Below are 17930 nucleotides of genomic sequence, written 5' to 3' on the forward strand. Positions count from 1 at the left end.
GCATCGGGGCCGCCCGCACCGTCTGCGGCGGCGCTTGGCCGCCGCCCGGAAGATCAACGCACATGCGGACACTACCGTCCGGCCAGCCGAAAGGTCTCGCATTCGGCCGCCTCAAGCACGACAAGCACGCAGGTCAGTCTTGAGCCCCCGAAATCAACGCGCAGCCCAGGTGCGGAGGGGTAGGCGCAGCCGCTGTCGCAGGAATACGACAGCAACAGAACAAGTGCTCTGCGCCAGTACCGCTCAAGACGATCGGGTGCTGCCTGGAGTGCCACGACGGTACCCCGGCCGACCCGAGCAGCTACTTCGCTTCACCGCTCCCGGTCACAGTCACACAGCGGCTCGCCGCCTGATCAACCAGCCTTCCGAAGGAGAAGTCACCCGTGACACTCAGCCTGTTCACCCGCCGCACAGCCGGCTCTTCGACGAACACACCGCCTTCCCGGCCGCGCTCGCAGCCGTGGTTTGACGCATTCAGACGTGAGCAATCAAAACGTAGCGTTCGTCGGTGACTGACCCGCCCCACAGATCGGTGTTGTTGGTGAGGTCCTCGGTGCGCACGTCGGTGACGAGCGGGCGCACGGCGGCTGCGAGGTCGTCGGCTGCGACGCCGCCGCTCCAGGGCAGGGTTTCGGCTCCGGCCACGTATGGAACGCCGCTCTGCCCGGCCTCTCTCCATCGCCCCTCCGCCAGGATGAGGGCGCCGCCCGGGCGGAGGCGGGAGACCCACACGCGCAGCGCAGCTTGCGGGTCGGGAAGCGTCCACACCAGGTGTCGGGAGAGCAGAACGTCGAACTGCTCATCGCCGGTCGGCGGCGCCGCAGCGTCGCCCACCAGGAAACGCCCTCGAAGTCCGGCGGCATCCAGCTTTGCCCGGGCCTGCTGAAGCATCCGCGGCGACAGGTCCACACCCGTCACGCGGTGTCCCGCTTCGGCGAGCAGAGCAGAGAGGGACCCGGTTCCGCAGCCCACATCAAGTACGTCTGCAGGGGCCGACGGCATCAGGGGCATCAAGACACCCGACCACGCCCTGCGGGTCTCACCGGCCTGCAGGCCGTGGTCCGGCTCGTTGTCGAAGGTCGGGGCGGCAGCGTCCCAGTAGGCAGTGATAGCAGCCGGGTTCGTCATGGCGCTGAGCATGTCAGCTGCCTCTGACAACACACTCGCTACAACGGCAGCACGCGCACAGCGTTGGCGCTCGCAAGCTGTGGTGACCGAGGACACGGCCAGCTAGACGAGTTGAATGCCTGACGTGTCTCGGCTGCACCTTCCGCAAGCCCGCAACAGCCACGGCTCCGCGCGGCTGGCGGAGAGGGACTCCGCCGACTTCGCCAACGCCCAACGACGCCGATGCTGCGGCACTTCGCATCAACAAGACGCCGTTGAGGCTGCCACCGCCCTTGGACGCCCTCGTCCTGCAACTCGTCGACATCGCCCACAGCCAAGAGCACACGGTGAACGCCAACGAACTGAACGCGCCCTGGCTCTTCCCCACCCAACGTCCCGGGCGAGCGCTGACCAGCAGTCGACTCGCAGCACGATTGCGAGACATCGCTCCCGTCCGAAGCCGGACGATGTGCTGCCCTGCTCGACCTCTGCACGCAGATGCCCCCGCGGTGCTGCAACGGTTGCTCGGCATGTCACATGGCGGCAGAGCGGTGGTCGGCCGGCGCTGTCAGAACCGCCTACGCAGCCGAGGTGGCCCGCCGACCATGACCCATTCCACACGCCGTCGGGACCGGCGCCTACGCCCTTCGTAGTGGGGTGCTGAAGCCGCCAGTCCGCACTCAGCCATCACCGTCCTCAACTCCTCCACGCAGTCCCCACTGATCAAGGCCCGAGTAGATCAACGCAGTGCGGCCCTTGGGAAAGGAGAGAGAGTCGGCCTCCCCTGAATAGACCGCCACCAACGAGTCAGTTCCTCGCCACCAGGTGTCCGCCAGCCCCTTCACCTCTCGCACCGGCTCGAAGGCGTCCAGCGCGATGTCATCGACGTCATCGCCGGTGATCTTGGTTATCTGCTTCGACCACATGGATGCGTGGTGGGTCAGCGCGAGCGCCTCCATCCATCCCTCGACGGTCTCATGCAGCGGAGTCCATTGATCTGCATGGATGCCGAACTCACCGGCCGGCCCGATCATGAATGAGTACGGGACCGCTGCCCTCTGCGTCCCTGCCTCGAACCACCATCCCTCAGAGGGCGAGCCTTCCGGCGAGTCAGGCTCGAACTACTTGGGGCCTCCGTCGTACTGCGATGCGGGCGGCAAGAGGAGACCGCCCCATCGCTCCTGAAAGGCGGCCATCCGGTCGACCACCGATGCCGGGATTTCCCGCTCAAGCCACCACTGCCGGTGCTGCTCGACCGGCCGGATGTTGACCTTGATGCCGTGCACGCCGACAAAGTTCTGGGCTCTTCGAGTCAGCCCGTCGGGCACGTCGTTGATGAGGTGAAGATTCACCAGGCGGACGCTACCCGGTGCGTCTGGGGCGAGAGCATGCCGGCGGCGCCAGTCCCACACTCACTGGCAGTCGTGCCCCCGGGCCGATCCACGAGCCCCTATTCCGCACGCCTGAATATCCGAACTTGCCGGTACTGGCGAAGAAGACCGGCAAGACCGGCTACATCGAGCACTGCAAGGCCGCCCGCGTCGACGACGACGGCAAGGCCACCTCGGAGCTGACCGGCCCGGGCAGCGCGTGGATGGAGCTGGACGCGGCCCTGCACCGCGCCATCGGCGTCGGCGCCGCCGCCGTCACCACCTGGATCACCACCCGTCCCGGCGACCGCCGGTGACCCGCACGCGCCAGGACCGCGTCCGTGCCTTGGTCGGGATCGCTGCCCTGGCCCTCCAGCAGATCCAGGACGACTCACCGGCGTCGTCGACGCGGCGGAGACCGCCGCGATCCTGCGCGAGCTGTCCGAAGACACCGACCCGCCCGGCGGGTTCATGGCGTCCGTCGCGCAGCTGCTCACCGTCGCCGCGCAGCGAGCCGAGCAGATCGAGCCCGACCGTGACGGCCGGGCGACGTTGGAGTGGACGACGGTCCGCTCGTCCTCGGACAGTCGCCGGTCGCCCAGGCCCGGAACCACCCGGCCAGCACTGGCCACGAACACATGGCAGGCCGCGACTCCGCCTACGCCGGCCAGCTGGTCACCTGGGCGAAGAAGTACCTCAACCTCACCATCAAGACCGTGCGCCGACCCCCGGGGGTCAAGGGCTTCGTCATCCTGCCCCGCAGGTGGGTCGTGGAACGCAGCCTGTCGTGGATGATGCGCGCCCGCCGCAACTGCCGGGACTTCGAGCGCACCTACCAGTCGAGCGAGGCCCTCATCACCTGGGCAGCGATCACCCTGATGACCCGCCGCCTCACCCGCCAACCCGCCGCCCGCGTCATCCCCCTCCGCCCTGCCGTCGCCTTCGCCGAGCAGCGCGCCGCGTAGTCAGACCGAACCCGCTGGCCACGGGTGACAGCCCCGTCTGCCGGCGGCGGCAGGGCAGTCGCTTCCCAGCGTCTGCCCTGCCTGACCGTGGCATCTTCAGGCGAAGCGGTGTCAGGCGACCGTCGTCGGGGTGTCCCGCAAGGTGACGTTGGCGTGGCTCTCCTGGAAGCTCTGGTCGGAGACCAGGGTGAGTCGGGCGGTGGACTGGAATTCCGGCAGCGTGGTGGAGCCGCAGGAGACCATGGTGGTCTTGAGCTTGGCGGTGGTCACGGAGAGTCCCTCGTTGAGGTCGCCGGCGTAGGGGACGTAGCCATCGACGCCTTCCTCGAAGATCAGGCCCTGGCCGCCCTGCCCGTAGCGCTGCCAGTTACGGGCTCGGTTCGAGCCCTCGCCCCAGTACTCCTTCACGAAGCCGTCGCGGGTGGGGAGTTTCGCGCCGGCGGCCTGGTCGAAGCGGGCGAAGTAGCGGCCCATCATGACGAAGTCGGCTCCCATCGCCAGGGCCAGGGCCACGTGGTAGTCGTGGACCAGGCCACCGTCGGAGCAGATCGGCACGTAGGCGCCGGTGCGTTCCGCGAAGGCGTCTCGGGCTGCGGCGACGTCCAGGACTGCGCTTGCCTGGCCGCGTCCGATGCCCTTCTGGTCGCGGGTGATGCAGATGGAGCCACCGCCCACGCCGACCTTGACGAAGTCCGCGCCGGCCTCGGCGAGGAAGGTGAACGCCTCGCCGTCGACCACATTGCCGCCGCCGATCGGGATCTCCGGATAGTGCTTCTTCACCCACGTTAGGGCTTGTGCCTGCCAGTCGCTGTAGCCGTCGGAGGAGTCGAAGCACAGGACGTCCGCACCCGCCTCCAGCAGCGCGGGAACGCGCTCTCGGTAGTCGTGGGTGTTGACGCCGGCGCCCACGCGCAGGCGCTTGGCTGCGTCCACGACCTGATTCGGGAACCGCTTGTTGTCCGCGTAGTCGGAACGGAACACCAGATGCTGCAGACGGCCCTCGGCGTCGAGCACGGGCAGGCAGTCCAGCCGCTGATCCCACAACTGCGCGTTGGCCTCGGAGAGCGTGGTGTCGGCGCCGGCATGGGACAGGTCGGCGATGGAGGTCATCCGACCGCTGACCGGCCCGTCCAGGTCGTGACGCTGGGGATGGAAGTCACGCGAGGTCACCAGGCCCAGGAGGCGACCGGTTCCGGTCCCGTCGTGCGTGACGGCCGCAGTGCTGTGGCCGGTGCGGCGCATGACCTCGACCAGCTCGCTCAGACTGTCGTCCGGGCGGATGTTGGTGTCGCTGATGACGAACCCTGCCTTGAAGTTCTTCACTTCGCGCACCGCCGCGACCTGGTCCTGAATCGACTGGTTGTGGTGCAGGAAGCCCGCCGTTGCGCGCGAGGGCGATCGCGAGCTCCGGCGTGCTGACGGCCTGCATGATCGCGGACGTGAACGGGGACTGCAGCTCGATCGCCGGCGTCTCACCCACCAGGTGCCGAACCAGGGGCGTGCGCAGGTCAACTGTGGCGGGCGAGCAGTCGGTGCGGGTCCGGTTCGGCAGCAGCAAGAACTCGTTGAACGTCCGCGAGACCTCGGCCATGATCTGTGCCACTGTTCCTCCTGACCCGTCGGCCGGGGCCCGACTGCCCGGCCGTGAAGATCGCCCCTCATGTCAGAAGGTCCGGGCGGTCAGAGGCCAGCTGGCGGGTGGTGCCACGAGCCGCAGCAGTGCTCCGACCAGCACGTCGATCCGGCAGGGTGCGGTCGTGACCTGGCACCCTACCGATTGCCCCGTCAGCGTACGAATCCTGCCCACTCATCGTCGACCAGCAGCGATCGTCCCTGGCAAATCCCTACCCTCCGTCAGCTTGTCGTTCATGCATCACAAACAGGCACTCACCGTGCGCCGCTGAAGTGGGTCATGCTGCGTCGGACGGGTTCTGCTGTCCCACGACCGTGTCCGGGCGGACGATGACCACCGGACACGTCGCATGCTGTGCGCACTGCTGGCTCACCGAGCCGAGCAACGCGCTGACGAAGCCGCCCCTGCCCCGGCTGCCCACCACCAGTGCCTCTGCCCCCTCCGCCGCGGCCAGCAGTACGGCGGTCGGGTTGCCGCGTACCAGGCGTTGTCGCAATTCGACGGGAATCGTGTCGCCGAGCACTTCTCGGATCTCCTCGCCGAATCGGTCCCGGGCAACTTCCTCGTCAAGATCGGCGTCCACCGCGGGAGCCGACCATCCATACATTCCTGGAAGCTCCCACGCGTAGATCGCGTCCACGGATCCTCCGATCAGGTTGGCGTACCGTACCGCCCAGCGCAGGGCCGCCTGTGATGACGGCGAACCGTCAACGCCGATCACGACGCGGTGAGCCGAATCGTTGCTGCCCATGCCTCTCGCCTCTCTCTCGGTTCCCCGTCCCAGCCCCGCAGTCCACGCTGCACCCAGGGGGCAGTTCACCAGGCGGGGCCACGCGGCCGGGTCACCCGGACGGCGTCTCGTCGAGCGGGCCCCTTCATTCATGGGTGCGCCGGGACCATTGAGGTTCCAGCGACTCCCACTCCTTGCCCCAGGCGGCATAGCGACGGCGGTCGAGAGCAGCGCGCACGCACACCCCGACACCGAGAGTCGCCGCAGCCACGGTGGCCGCGGCGGTGAGTCCGGCTGCCCAGGCGGTGGCCTTGACGTTTGCGGATGTCATCGGCTCCGCGGTGACGACGCCCTCCGGGCCCACCCAGATACGGACGGTCATTCCTCGCTCCAAGCCCTTCGCCACCTCGGCCTTACCCGTGTGCACAGACCCGTCCCCGTCGTTCCAGCGAACGGGCGCCCAGGCCTTTTCGTCCACCACCCGCCCGCTCACCACCACCGTGGCATTCGCGGTGAGGCGTGCCATGACCTGGTGCCGCTCCGCCCGCTGAGTGTCGGCGATGCGCTGGTACGCCGTATGCGTCATGGCGCCGGCCACCCATCCGCCGGCCGGTGCACCCAGAATCAACAGCGCCATCAGGAAGAGGCCGAACCAGACCTGGAACCGGTCGGACGGACGGCGCAAGGGGTTGCCTGTGCCGACGAAGAGCCGGTGCCTGTGCGGCCGCGCTTCTCTCCGATTCTGCGGCTGCGACGTGTCCATGATCCGGCCTCCTGAACTCGAAGAGTTCGACCTCGTGCACCCATAGTCGGTCAGCGGAGATCCGCAGTCACGGGGCCCAGGGTCCCTCTTGGGGACCAACCGGCCCCGGCCACGGCAGGTGACGGCTCGGGCGCCGCCTCCCGGCCGTCGGCAGTACCCGCAGACTTCTGCGGACACGACGTCTGGGTACGTGACGTACGGCGCCGTCGGAGGGCCACTCGGCCCTCGCATCAGCGGCGCGGCCCGGAACTCTGGAGTTGATGGATTCCGCTGCTGAGTCAGGGAGCCAGTGATGTCATCGATTCCCGTCGACTGGGGTGCCAGTGTCGCCGAGCGGCTTCGTGCGGAGGTGTCCGAGACGCATACCGCGGTCGTCATATTCATCGGAGACCGCGCCTACAAGATCAAGAAGCCAGTCGACCTCGATTTCCTCAACTTCAGCCGGCCCGCCGCGCGACGGGCGGCGTGCGAACGGGAGATCAGCCCAATCCGGCGCTTCTCCCCGGACATGTACGAAGGCCTCGCCGAGATCCGCTTCCCATGGGGAGGTCCGCCGGAACCGGTCGTCGTGCTGCGCCGTATGACGGCCGCGTGCCGGCCGGCGCGCTTGGTGAACACCGGGGCGCCGGTCCGTGAAGGAAGTCGCGTCAGCGCGTCGGCGAGTTGTCGAGCATGCTCAGCAGCTCGGCGTGGTCAGGGACCACGAACTGCAAGGTGACCTGGAGCTGTTGGCGGGTGAGGCCATCGTGAACTCAGTGACGCCACGTGGGCGCCGTGCGTCGTGTGCGTGCTGTGGACCGGGGAGCGGGGAGCGGCTGCGGCCGCAATCACCCACAACGCGAGCCCGCCGAACAGCGCATCCCGACGACGAACCCTCTCCGCTGCTGATGGGGCTGCTGGCACGATCAGGCCCGGCCGGGGGACGGCGGCTCTGGGACGGAGGGTCTGCCGCGTGAGACCGCGTGTCATCAGAGTGATGGCGGCAGATCCGCAGCAACCAATGGCCGCAGCTACCCAGCCCAAGAGACACCCTTGAGGGCCACGGGCTGGATACCCCGGGTGCGCGAGAGACAGACCGCCCCCGTACCGCCCTCGCCGATCCGGGCGAGCAGCTGGTAACTGGCGGCCTCTCGCAGGTCGTCGGGGCGCAGCGGTGGCAGATGTCCGCTGGAGTCCAAGGCGTTGTTGTGATCCATCTGACGACACTGCCGGATGTCCGGGGACGCGGGGCGTCCGAGAAGTTACGTAGTAGGTGTACGTAAACTCTTCAACAGCCAAGTGCGGTAGGGGCGGGGGGACGTGGTGGTGTGGGCGGCATGACTCCGCTGGTGAGCCGGGCGGCAGAGCTGGCCCGCCTGGAGGCGGTGCTCGACCGGGTGCCCGGGAGGGGCGGCGGGCCGTCGCTGGTGGACCTCACGGGGGCTGCGGGGATCGGCAAGAGCCGGCTCATGGCCGAGTTCTGCCGGCGGGCGGAGGACCGGGGCATGACGGTGCTGCGCGGCCGGGCCACGGAGTACGAGCGGCACATCCCGTACCAGCCGTTCACCGACGCCCTCGCCGAACTCGACGTCGACGCCGGCCTCGATTCTGGGCTCGGCGTCAGTGACCGGTTCGAGCTGCACCGGTCGGTCGCGAAGCTCCTCGTACGGATCGCCGGGACCGGCCCCGGGCTCGTCGTGGCCCTGGACGACCTGCACTGGGCGGATCCGGCGTCCCTGGAGCTGCTGGACCACCTCGCCCGGCATCCTCCGTCCACCTCCGTCGTGGTCGTCGTGGCCCGGCGCGACCGCCAGACCACGCCCTCCCTGAGCGCCGCGCTCACCCGTGGCATCGACACGGGCACGGTGCTCCGGCTGGGCCTCGGGCCGCTCGCCGAGCGGGCGTGCGTCGAGGAGCTGGCGCCTGGTCTCGCCCCCGGCCTGCCGCCCGGCCGGGCGGCTGAGCTGTACGCCGCCAGCGACGGCAATCCGCTGTACTTCCTCGCTCTCCTCCAGGCCCGGCACGCCGACGGGCTCGGCGCCCTTCTGCTGGACGAGCTGACGCCGCTGACCGCCGCGCAGCGCCGTACCGCCGAGGCGGTGGCCGTCCTCGGTCACCATGCCACTCCCGCCCTGCTCGCCGTGGTGACCGGCCGGGACAAGCCCGACGCCGACGGACTTGACGCCGACCTGGCCGCGCTGGCCGGCCGCGATCTGCTGCGCCCCGGCCACGGCGGGCGGTGGGCGCTGCGCCATCCGGTGCTGCGGGCCGTTGTGCACGAGAACACGGACCCCGGCCTGCGGACCCGGATGCACCGCCTCGCCGCAGCCGGACTGGCCGAAGCCGGGGCGTCCGCCGCCGAACGCGCCCACCACGTCGAGCGGTCGCTGACCGGATGGGACCGGGAGGCCGTCGCCGTACTGGCCGAGGCAGCCGAGAGGTCCGCCGCCACCGCCCCCGCGAGTTGCGCCCACTGGCTGAAGGTGGCGCTCCGGCATCTGCCGGACACGCCGGAGTACGCCGCGCGGCGGCGTGAGCTGATGCTGTGGAGGGCGCGTGCTCTGGGCGTCTGCGGGGGCCTGCGGGAGAGCCGGGACCTGCTGCACGAGGTGATCGCCATGTCACCGCCGGGCGATGCAGGTGCTGCCGGTTTTCGGGCTTCCGCCGTGACGCTCTGCGCTGTGATGGAGCGTCATCTCGGCCGCTACACGGAGGCGGTCGCGCTGCTCCGCCGCGAGCTCTCCCGTACGCCCGGTCCATCACCGGCCCAGGCCATCGAACTTGGCCTTGAACTGGGCTCGTCCGCGCCGCACGCCACCGACTACCCGGAGGTGCGTCCCGACCTGTTCCGCGCCCTCGACCTGGCCAGGTCGCTGGGCGACGAGGTTGCTGAGGCGGGCGCCCTCGCGGTCGCGGCCCTCGGGGAGGCGTACGAAGGCGCCATGCCGGCCGCCCGGGACGTCACCGATCGCGCGGCGGCGCTCGTCGACGCACTGACCGACCACGATCTCGCGGGCCTGTGCGAGCCACTGGCCCGCCTCGGCTGGGCGGAGACCTTCCTGGAGCGGTATGCCGACGCGGAACGGCACGCAGACCGAGGCCTGGCCATCGCCCGGCGCGGCGGCCAACTCCACGTCCTGCCGCACCTGCTGCTGTGCAAAGCGCATGTCCACATCCAGACCCTCCGACTCACCTCGGCGGTAGAACTCGCAGACGAGGCCGAGACCATCGCCCGTGGCATCGGCAGCGACGAACTGCTGGCACTGGTCCTGTCCAAGAAAGCCCATGCCCTGGTCCACACCCTCCCGCCCGGTGACCGGACCGCACTGGCGGTGGCCGAGGAAGGGGTTGCGGCGGCCGGCACGAGCACCAGTTGGTGGGCGTCCATCGCCTGGTGCCTGCTCGGCTATGCGGCGATCCACGTCGGCGAGCCCGCGCGCACACGGGCGGCCCTGCTGCGTGCGGGCGGCGACGACCTGAACGGACTCCAGCCGTCCATGCGACCGCTGTTCATCGAGGCGCTGGTGGCTTCCACGCTCGCCATGGGTGACCGGGCCCCAGCGGTGCCCTGGGCGGAACGTGCCCGAAGGGAGGCCGAGCAACTGGACCTGCCTGCGCAGCGAGCCTCCGCCCTGCGCAGCGCCGCTCATATCGCGCTCGGCGACGGTGACACGGCGGCGGCGGCCGAGCTGGCCGACCTCGCGGTGGCCGAGACAGCCCGTGGCGGATCGGCGCTCTGGGAGGCGCGCACCCTGCTGCTCGCCGCCCCCCTGGCAGCGGCCACCGGCCACCCGAAGCGCGCCCGCGTCATGTGGGAGCGCGCCCGGCACCTCGCCGTGGCAGGCGGGGCCCAGCAACTGGTCAACCTGGCGGACGAGATCAGCGCTGCCATGTCCGCCGCCGCAGGCGACCGGCCGGGCGTCGTGTCCCTGTCCCCGCGCGAACGCGAGATCACCGCCATGGTCGCCGAAGGCCTCACCACCCCCGCCATCGCCACCCGGCTCTATCTCAGCCCCCGCACGGTCGAGACCCATCTGGCCCGCATCTACCGCAAGACCGGTGTCACGTCCCGGGCCGCCCTCGCCGCTCTCCAGGCCCGCGCCGAGCTACGCGACGAGATTACATAGTCTCACCGGTACCACCACGACCCCCCGCCCGGAAAGATCGAACCAGCGAATGCCGAGAGCTGGAAGTCAGCAAGTGCGGGTCAAGGCGACTATGTCAGTGCTCTTCACAGCGGCCCTCCTGACCGGATGCGGCAACGGCGGAACCAGCACAGGCGGCACCGGCGCGAAGAGCAGCCCCTCCTCCCCGCAGGCATCCGCGAGGCGCGTCCGTCGAGTTGCCGGAAGGCCTGGCGACCGAGCAGATCAACAAGCTGGAGCAGGTCTCCCGTGAATGACCGTCAACGGCGAAGAACTCTCGACAGGGAGGAGAAGCGGACGCGGCCCCGACGCGGTGAAGACCCTGACAGAATATGGTTCCACTCGTACGGGATTCGGGGGCCGGGGTGGATGAGCGTCACACAGAGCGGTACGACGCTTTCGTCACATACGCGCACGTCGACGCGTCCATCGCCGACGCCGTCGCCCACGGCCTCCAGGTCTTCGGCAAGGCGTGGTACCAGACGCGGGCGCTCCGCGTCTTCCGGGACACCACCTCGCTGGCAGCCTCACCGTCCCTGTGGTCGGCGCTGGAACAGGCGCTGCTGTCGTCCCGATACCTAGTCGTCCTGCTGTCCCCAGCAGGGGCGATGTCTCCGTGGCTCAACCGGGAGATCACCACATTCCTGCATCACCATGACGCCGGACGCATACTGCTGGTCATCACGGACGGCGACGTCGTTTGGGACGACCAGACAGGCGACTTCGATCCGGCCCTGAGCACCGCCATCCCTCCGGCCCTGCTCGGGGTGTTCAGGGAAGAGCCACGATGGGTCGACCTGCGGTGGGCCAGGAGGCAGAACACGCTGACCCTTCGCGACCCCAAGCTGGCGACGGCGCTCGCGGAACTGGCCGCGGTCCTGCATGCCGTTACCCGCGACGATCTCATCGGGGAGCACCTGCGCCAGCACCGCCGGACCCGCCATCTGGTCTTTGCGGTCGCAGCTACTCTGACGCTCCTCGTGCTGCTGAGCTCGACGTTAGGTGTGCTGCTGTGGCAGGAACGGCAGGGCGGAGTGGAATGGCCGCCCCTGGCCGGGATACTCGCCGCGGCCGGCGGCACCACTCTGGCGGCCGTGATCATCCGCAGCGGATGGCGAAGGCTGACGAATCGCACGCACCGCCCACCGCCGAGGGGACGGGACGCCGAGGAGCCACTTACGTACCAGGGGACGCATGTCGCTGCGCCACCCCCACCGTTCCCGCTCTTGGATTACTTCCGCAGCCGGCTGCGACGACGGCGGGAGATCGACCTGTACATCGGTCCTGTCGCTGACGCGGACCGGGATCTCGCGCTCCGGCTCGGCGATGCCATACGTCGGCTCGGACAGCCCCGCCTACGGCGCGGACAGCTACGGGTGGTTGTCGAGCAACGGCCCGCCGACGGCGTCGACAACCTGTCCGACTCCTACGAGATGGCGTTGCGCGCCCGCCACTATCTCCATCTCGGCAGCCCGGATACGGTTGGTTCGGAGGCCGTGAACTTCATCCTTCAGGAATGGTTGCGCGTACACCCGCGGGAGAAGCTTCTTCTCGGGATAGCCCGCCTGCCTGCGGACACGGGACAAGAAGCCCGAAGACATCCAGCCACCGATGCGGTTCTACCGCAGATCCTGCAGGCCGCTGCGATCGACATGTCGGGAAGGACGTTCGATCTGCGCGCATCCGATCCGGGCGGGGCAGGGCAGGGCACCCGGCACCTGTCCGAATCGGCCCGTCTCATCGGTCACTTACTGGGAGTCGATCCACACCTTGTTGCGAGCGAGGGCCGGGCCGTCCTTCGGGTGGCCAGGCGCCGGTCGAGGATCGAGGAGCCGTTGGAGCGGTGGAACCTATCCGAGACGATCCAGCTTCGCGCGCATGCCGAAATCGCCGTTCACCTGCCCGAGATGCAGCACGCGATGGCCGCACGCGGACAATCACCCCTGGCCTATTTCCTCGAGATCCTTGCCAACGAGGACGAGCTGATTTCGCGGGAGGTCGTACCCCGAGCCGCGGAGCTGCTGGCGCAAGCCGAGCGGAACGCGGCCCGGGAAACCTGGATCAGGGTGCGACAGCCACGCCGGCGCGGAAGAACAGCCAGCCTGATCGGACCGTCCGCAGTCATGGCGACGACCCTGGGCCTGGTCGCTACGGCCGGCTCCGTTCTGTCCGGATCGGGTGCCGCGGTCTATCCGTCCTTTGCTGTAACGGGGTTGGGAGCCGCCGCTCTGGTCGGGACGCTCTTCGCGAACCGGCGGGCGGCCAGGTTCGACGTGCGCCGGCAGAAGGCATTCATGGCGAGGTACGCCCACGTGGTCGCAGCGGCCGTGGAGGCGCTACAGGACACCCTGCAGGACTCGGTCATCCTGCCGTTCCTTCGGCAGCGGCTCAACGAAGAGTTGTCGGTGGTCGACGGCTTCGGCACCGTACGGTACGACCCAGCCGTTCTCACCACCCAGACGCCGGACCGTTTCAGACTGGAGACCACAGCCTTCCTGCGGACGGCCGCGCGGATCGAAGCTCCGGGAGGTGCCGCCATCGGGCTGGCCGGTTCCCGCGGGGTCGGCAAGACCACGCTTCTGTCGTTTCTGGCCCGGACCAGTTTGTTCCATCATCCGGAGTCACCAGGAAGCCAACTCGGCGTGCTCGTCTCGGCCCCGGTGCGATACGAGTCCGTCGATTTCATCACGCAGATCCTGGCCGCCATCTGCCGCGACGTCATCCGCAACGGCGGTTCCCCACAACGCCTCGCCCCGCACGGATACCTCGCCGGGACCGGCTCGGCAATCAAACGCGGGGCGGCGGCAGTATTGCTCGCAACCACGCTCGTAGCCATTCCGGTGGTCGCGGGCTGGGTCGGGGTCAGCCGACGGCAGCTCGTCTTGGGAGCGCTGGCCGGCCTGGCCCTTGTTACCGCGACCGTCGCGTTCGATATCGGCAGCACGCTACGGCGCATTCACCGCCGATTCCGCTACACGTCCGCCGCGGCCAGCGGATCGGCCATCGCGAGATCGTCGAGCCAGCGGATCCGTGACCTGACGGCGGCGGCCGGGACGATCCTCAACAGGCTGTACTTCCGGGAGGAGCGGTCCCTGTCGGCAGGCCTGAAACTTCCAATGCCGCTGGGGATCGAGGCGAACGGCGGTGGGAACCTGCTCTACGAGGGGCGCCCCTGGACGACCCCGGAGATCGTCCAGCAGTTCCGTCAGTTCGTCGGGGCGCTCAACGACAGCGGGTATCGGGTGATCATCGCCGTCGACGAGCTCGACAAGGTCGACGACGACGAGGAGGTGATCCGCCTCCTCAACGACCTCAAGGCTCTGTTCGGACTTGCCAACTGCTACTTCCTCGTCGCTGTGTCGATCAGCGCGATGGTGCGTTTCCAGCAGCGCGGTCTGCCCTTCCAGGATGCCTTCGAGAGTGCTCTTGAGGAGGTCATCTACGTCGAGCCGCTTGCCGCTGCCGAAACCGTCGAACTTCTGCAACGGCGGCTGACGGGCGTCCCCACCGCGTGGGCGCTCCTGTGCCACGTTGTCGGGGCCGGGTTGCCTCGCGACATCATCCGTGCACTGCGCAACCTCGCGGTGGCGACCGCCGAGACGCCGCCATCCCGCTTGCAGGCCCTGGTCACCGATGACCTGTACACCCGGCTCGGCGCAGCCCGTACACGCCTGCAGCTCGAGGAACGAGACCCGACCGAACCGGTGCGACGCATCCTGGATCTGACCCAGCTGCCGTTCGACTCCCGGCAATGGCTCGAGGTACTTGACCCAATCCTGGCCGAGCTGTGGCAGCGGCTTCGGCCCGGATCCGAGCCGCGCTCCTCCGGCGAGGCCGAGGCCGAGGATCGGGAGCGCGATCGGCTGATGCTCTTCGCTGGCTGGGCCGTGACCGCAACAGAATTCGCCAGGTCCCTGGCGGAGGGATCGGACGGCGACGTGGCAGCCCAGATCCTCCTCGCACAGGATCTTGCTGCCTGCCGACGCATGCTCGCCGTCGATCTGCGGGACGCATTCGTGTCACTCGCCCGGATCCGCGCTGCGCTCGGCATCGCGACCCGTCCATAGCGTCAGGAGAAACCAACGACGCCGGTATCGGCCGTGCCCTGGACGCCATCGCGCACAAGCTGGAACGCCTCTTCGGCACGGTTGGGGCGAGCGTGACCGCCGAGTTCGGGATCGATGTCTCGCGCCCCGGGCCAGGAGTTGTCGTCAATGTGTCACGCCCACATCAGGAGCGGGGCGAAGGTGAGGGCTGCCCGGTAGGACTCTGCGGTCTTGTCGTACCGGGTCGCGATGCCGCGCCACTGCTTTGTCATGGGTCAAGAAGTTGGCAGAGTTTGATCTTGCTCGGGTCGGGATTCTGCATCTTTGGAGGGGCTCCTCATCGTGTTCGCGTGAGCGTGGGTAGGCGACCGGAAGTAGGCCTGGCGCGGTGTGCGGCCTCCGATCAGGGGCGGCGGTCCGCAAGGACGCAGAACTCGTTCCCCTCTGGGTCGGCAAGTACGACCCAGCTCTCATCGCCTTGGCCGACGTCGGCGTGTCGAGCACCTAGGTCGAGCAGGCGACGGACCTCTTCGTCTTGCTCCCTGTCGGTTGGGTTGACGTCGAGGTGGAGCCTGTTCTTGACGGTCTTGCCCTCGGGCACGTGCGCGAAAGTCAACGTCGGTGGCACTGGGCCAAGGTGGTTCTTGCCTTCAGGCACCATAGGGGAGCCAATTGTGACAATTCCGTCATCTTCGTCTTGCACCTCGTAGTCAAGGACCGAGCACCAGAACCGGGCGAGACCGTGGGGATCGGCACAGTCGATCGCAAGCTCGGTGAACTTACTGTTCATGTCAGGACCTCCCAGTCAAGTAGCGGGTCCGCCAAAGGCCACACGCTAATCGCAGTGTTCGACCGCGAGGTACGCCGCACGTGGTGTGCGTTCGTCGAGGGCCCAGTGGGGTCGCAGAGTGTTGTAGGTGTGGCGGAACAGGTTGACTCACTCCAGCTTCAGGCGGTTGAAACAGCGTTCGACGACATTGCGTCGCTTGTAGACGGTCGAAGGCCGGCAGTCGGCCCGGCCGGGCTGCGGAGCCCCCTGTATCCGCTCGAACGTGCCGTCCTTGGCCCACCTGCGGAAGCGGGTGTGCAGCGTGGCCCAGGACCCGTACCGCTCGGGCATGTCCCGCCAGGCCGTCCCGGTCCGGAACTTCCACACGATCCCGTTGAGGACCGTCCGGTCCACCAGCCGCTTCCTGCCCCGCTCCGAACGGGCAGCAACGGACGGACGAACTCCCACTCCACATCGGACAGTTCACGGCAACGTATCACTCGGCCATGATCTCAGCCGCAAGATCATTTGACGGCAGATCTGAGGACATGGCATCGCCTGACCGGCGGGCGCGTCCGTCAGCGCCGGGTCAGGGTGGACGGCGCCCCGGCGGACTGGGCACCTTCGTCGCCCAGGCCCAGGGTGTCGCGGCCGGTCATCGTGACGACGTAGATATTGCCCTTGGGGCAGGAGACGGCGGCCGATTGGTCGGTGGGGTGGCTGGTGACCGCTTCGAAGACCATGGATGTCCTGCGTACCTCCCGCAGTTGCAGGGCCTCGGTGCATCCCAGCTCACGGCCGGTGCCCACTTCGGTCACCTTGCTGACCTGCTTGCCCGCCAGCTCACCCCGCAGTGCCGGGTGGAGGGTCAGGGTGACGGCGAACTGGTCGGTCCGGGCCTGGGTGACGCCGTCGGCGGTCGGGGTGCCCGGGCCGGTGCCGACCCATGCACCGGCCCAGGACGCGGGAAGCGAAGCGGCGGTGCGTGATGGCGAAGGCGTCCCGCCGGATGCGTCATTGCCGGAGAGATGCTGCACGGCGAGCGTGCCCGCCACGGCGATCAGGGCCGCGGTAATGGTCCCTGCGACCGCCCAGCCGGTACGGCCGGACAGCCACCGTCGCAGGGAACCGGCAGCCGGCGGGGCGGCGGCGGCTGCGCCGTCAGAAGCCGGGCCGTCTTCAGGCTTACGTGACACCGCCGCCACAGACAGCGGTTGCACTGCTGCGGAGACCAACGCGTACGCCTCCTCCTCCCGCACGGCGAGATCCCTCTCCAGCGCCTCAGGCAGCAGCTGCGGCCAGGTACCGGTCCGGCCGCCCAGGCGTTCCAGCAGCGCGCCGACGGCGCCGGCCGTGGGCCGCTGCTGCGGGTTCTTGCGCAGGCAGGACCGCAGCAGCGCGACCAGGGACGCCGGAACCCCGTCGAGGTTCGGCTCCTCGTGCACGATGCGGTACAGCAACACCGCGGCCGATACCTCCTCGTCCGGGTGGGAAAAGGGGCCCAGTCCCGTCGCCGCGTACACCAGCACCGCAGCCAGGGAGAAGACATCACCCGGCGCACCCGATCCCCCGGCACTCGCCTGCTCCGGCGCCAGATAACCGGGAGAACCGATCACACCGCCCGTCCTCGTGTGACGCGAGTCCTCCATGGCGCGCGCGATCCCGAAGTCGATGAGCAAAGGACTACGGCGGCCCAACAGCACATTGGACGGCTTGACATCCCGGTGGGCCAGCCCCGCCCCGTGTACCGCCCCCAGCGCCCCGCACAGCTCGGCCGCCAGAGCCAGTACGGACCGCTCGGGCAGCCGGCCGTACCGCTGCACCCACTCCGCCAGGGACGGCGCGGCCACGTACTCCGTGGCGAGCCACTGCGGGCGCTGCCCCACAGGGCTGTAGTCCACTACCGCAGTGGTCCAAGGGGAGCGCACCCGGTCGCTGTTACGGATTTCACGCGCGAACCGCTCCTCGAACGCCGGCTCCCGTCCGAACTCGGCACGCACCGTCTTCAACGCCAGCGGACGCCCCGACACCGTCCGGGACAGATACACCCGCCCCATGCCACCCTCACCCAGCCGCGCCAGCAGTGGATAACCACCAATAGCCCCCGGATCCGACCCGTCCAGCAACTCCACGCCCCCGCCGCCCCCTCACACCTACACACTGCCAACCAGGTTCAGCCCCCGGACCAGCCCAACCAGGCGCCGCATCCGTAACTATCCGCACCAAGCATCACCTGCCACACCCACAACAGGCCACCCAGCCACAACTCCCGGCAGCCTGAGAACCCGTCACCGGCCGAGAGATGGACGGTCGGGACTGTAAATCGTTCGGCCCTGTCTCACATTCGGTGGTAACGCAGGGTGAAGGGGCGTCGTTGACATGGAGTGCGTGATGTCAATGAGCTTGTAGATGTGGTGTTTTCG

The 17930-nt window shown here is 68.7% G+C and carries 12 protein-coding genes and 5 pseudogenes; 5 read left to right on the forward strand and 12 right to left on the reverse strand.

Annotation, left to right across the window (positions count from 1 at the left end):
* Positions 1 to 474 precede the first annotated feature (474 nt).
* The 3 genes from ACZ3H8_RS39320 to ACZ3H8_RS39330 all read right to left on the reverse strand — a co-directional run bounded on the left by ACZ3H8_RS39320 (position 475) and on the right by ACZ3H8_RS39330 (position 2459).
* Complete coding sequence (locus ACZ3H8_RS39320) at positions 475 to 1128, reverse strand: class I SAM-dependent methyltransferase (RefSeq protein ID WP_467409996.1); 654 nt, start codon at positions 1126 to 1128, stop codon at positions 475 to 477.
* A gap of 659 nt (positions 1129 to 1787) precedes the next feature.
* On the reverse strand, positions 1788 to 2141 hold the full coding sequence (locus ACZ3H8_RS39325) for a hypothetical protein (protein ID WP_467409997.1): 354 nt from the start codon (positions 2139 to 2141) through the stop codon (positions 1788 to 1790).
* 87 nt (positions 2142 to 2228) lie between these two features.
* Positions 2229 to 2459 carry a hypothetical protein gene (locus ACZ3H8_RS39330; RefSeq protein ID WP_467409998.1) on the reverse strand — a complete coding sequence of 77 codons (231 nt, stop codon included), beginning with the start codon at positions 2457 to 2459 and terminating at the stop codon, positions 2229 to 2231.
* A gap of 125 nt (positions 2460 to 2584) precedes the next feature.
* Here ACZ3H8_RS39330 and ACZ3H8_RS39335 point away from each other — a divergent pair, with 125 nt between their 5' ends.
* Complete coding sequence (locus ACZ3H8_RS39335) at positions 2585 to 2794, forward strand: hypothetical protein (RefSeq protein WP_467410000.1); 210 nt, start codon at positions 2585 to 2587, stop codon at positions 2792 to 2794.
* Positions 2795 to 3070: 276 nt separating this feature from the next.
* On the opposite strand, the pseudogene ACZ3H8_RS39340 reads toward ACZ3H8_RS39335, so the two are convergent.
* Positions 3071 to 3115 (reverse strand): annotated as a pseudogene (locus ACZ3H8_RS39340) (hypothetical protein); the annotation flags it as partial.
* Between the two features lie 9 nt (positions 3116 to 3124).
* Here ACZ3H8_RS39340 and ACZ3H8_RS39345 point away from each other — a divergent pair.
* Positions 3125 to 3376, forward strand: a pseudogene (locus tag ACZ3H8_RS39345) (IS5-like element IS4811 family transposase); the annotation flags it as partial.
* Positions 3377 to 3553: 177 nt separating this feature from the next.
* Here ACZ3H8_RS39345 and ACZ3H8_RS39350 read toward each other — a convergent pair.
* From ACZ3H8_RS39350 to ACZ3H8_RS39365, 4 genes and pseudogenes are all read right to left on the reverse strand, one after another.
* Positions 3554 to 5033 (reverse strand): annotated as a pseudogene (locus ACZ3H8_RS39350) (IMP dehydrogenase).
* Positions 5034 to 5352: 319 nt separating this feature from the next.
* A complete protein-coding gene (locus ACZ3H8_RS39355) occupies positions 5353 to 5826 on the reverse strand; it encodes a universal stress protein (protein WP_467410001.1) in 474 nt (157 codons plus the stop codon).
* 124 nt (positions 5827 to 5950) lie between these two features.
* Positions 5951 to 6568: an Rv1733c family protein gene (locus ACZ3H8_RS39360; RefSeq protein ID WP_467410003.1), complete on the reverse strand. Its 618-nt coding sequence runs from the start codon at positions 6566 to 6568 to the stop codon at positions 5951 to 5953.
* Between the two features lie 1010 nt (positions 6569 to 7578).
* On the reverse strand, positions 7579 to 7764 hold the full coding sequence (locus tag ACZ3H8_RS39365) for a hypothetical protein (protein WP_467410004.1): 186 nt from the start codon (positions 7762 to 7764) through the stop codon (positions 7579 to 7581).
* Positions 7765 to 7884: 120 nt separating this feature from the next.
* On the opposite strand from ACZ3H8_RS39365, the gene ACZ3H8_RS39370 reads away from it, so the two are divergent.
* Together ACZ3H8_RS39370 and ACZ3H8_RS39375 are read left to right on the forward strand one after the other, a co-directional pair.
* On the forward strand, positions 7885 to 10674 hold the full coding sequence (locus ACZ3H8_RS39370; RefSeq protein ID WP_467410006.1) for an ATP-binding protein: 2790 nt from the start codon (positions 7885 to 7887) through the stop codon (positions 10672 to 10674).
* A 350-nt stretch (positions 10675 to 11024) separates the two neighbouring features.
* Positions 11025 to 11324 (forward strand): annotated as a pseudogene (locus tag ACZ3H8_RS39375) (toll/interleukin-1 receptor domain-containing protein); the annotation flags it as partial.
* On the opposite strand, the gene ACZ3H8_RS39380 reads toward ACZ3H8_RS39375, so the two are convergent.
* Complete coding sequence (locus ACZ3H8_RS39380; protein WP_467410013.1) at positions 11271 to 11621, reverse strand: hypothetical protein; 351 nt, start codon at positions 11619 to 11621, stop codon at positions 11271 to 11273. The pseudogene ACZ3H8_RS39375 and the gene ACZ3H8_RS39380 sit on opposite strands and share 54 nt — an antisense overlap.
* Before the next feature lie 297 nt (positions 11622 to 11918).
* Between ACZ3H8_RS39380 and ACZ3H8_RS39385 the strand changes: the two genes are divergently transcribed.
* Positions 11919 to 14759, forward strand: coding sequence for a P-loop NTPase fold protein (locus ACZ3H8_RS39385; protein WP_467410012.1), 2841 nt, complete (start codon positions 11919 to 11921; stop codon positions 14757 to 14759).
* A gap of 382 nt (positions 14760 to 15141) precedes the next feature.
* Here the strand turns inward: ACZ3H8_RS39385 and ACZ3H8_RS39390 are convergent, their stop codons facing one another.
* The 3 genes and pseudogenes from ACZ3H8_RS39390 to ACZ3H8_RS39400 form a co-directional block, all read right to left on the reverse strand.
* The gene (locus ACZ3H8_RS39390) at positions 15142 to 15528 is read right to left on the reverse strand and encodes a VOC family protein (protein ID WP_467410008.1); all 387 of its coding nucleotides are present in this window, start codon (positions 15526 to 15528) and stop codon (positions 15142 to 15144) included.
* 249 nt (positions 15529 to 15777) lie between these two features.
* A pseudogene (locus ACZ3H8_RS39395) lies at positions 15778 to 15975 on the reverse strand (transposase); the annotation flags it as partial.
* Positions 15976 to 16085: 110 nt separating this feature from the next.
* Positions 16086 to 17639, reverse strand: coding sequence for a serine/threonine-protein kinase (locus ACZ3H8_RS39400; protein WP_467410010.1), 1554 nt, complete (start codon positions 17637 to 17639; stop codon positions 16086 to 16088).
* Positions 17640 to 17930 lie beyond the last annotated feature (291 nt).

Source organism: Streptomyces sp. NPDC002868, from assembly GCF_055563295.1.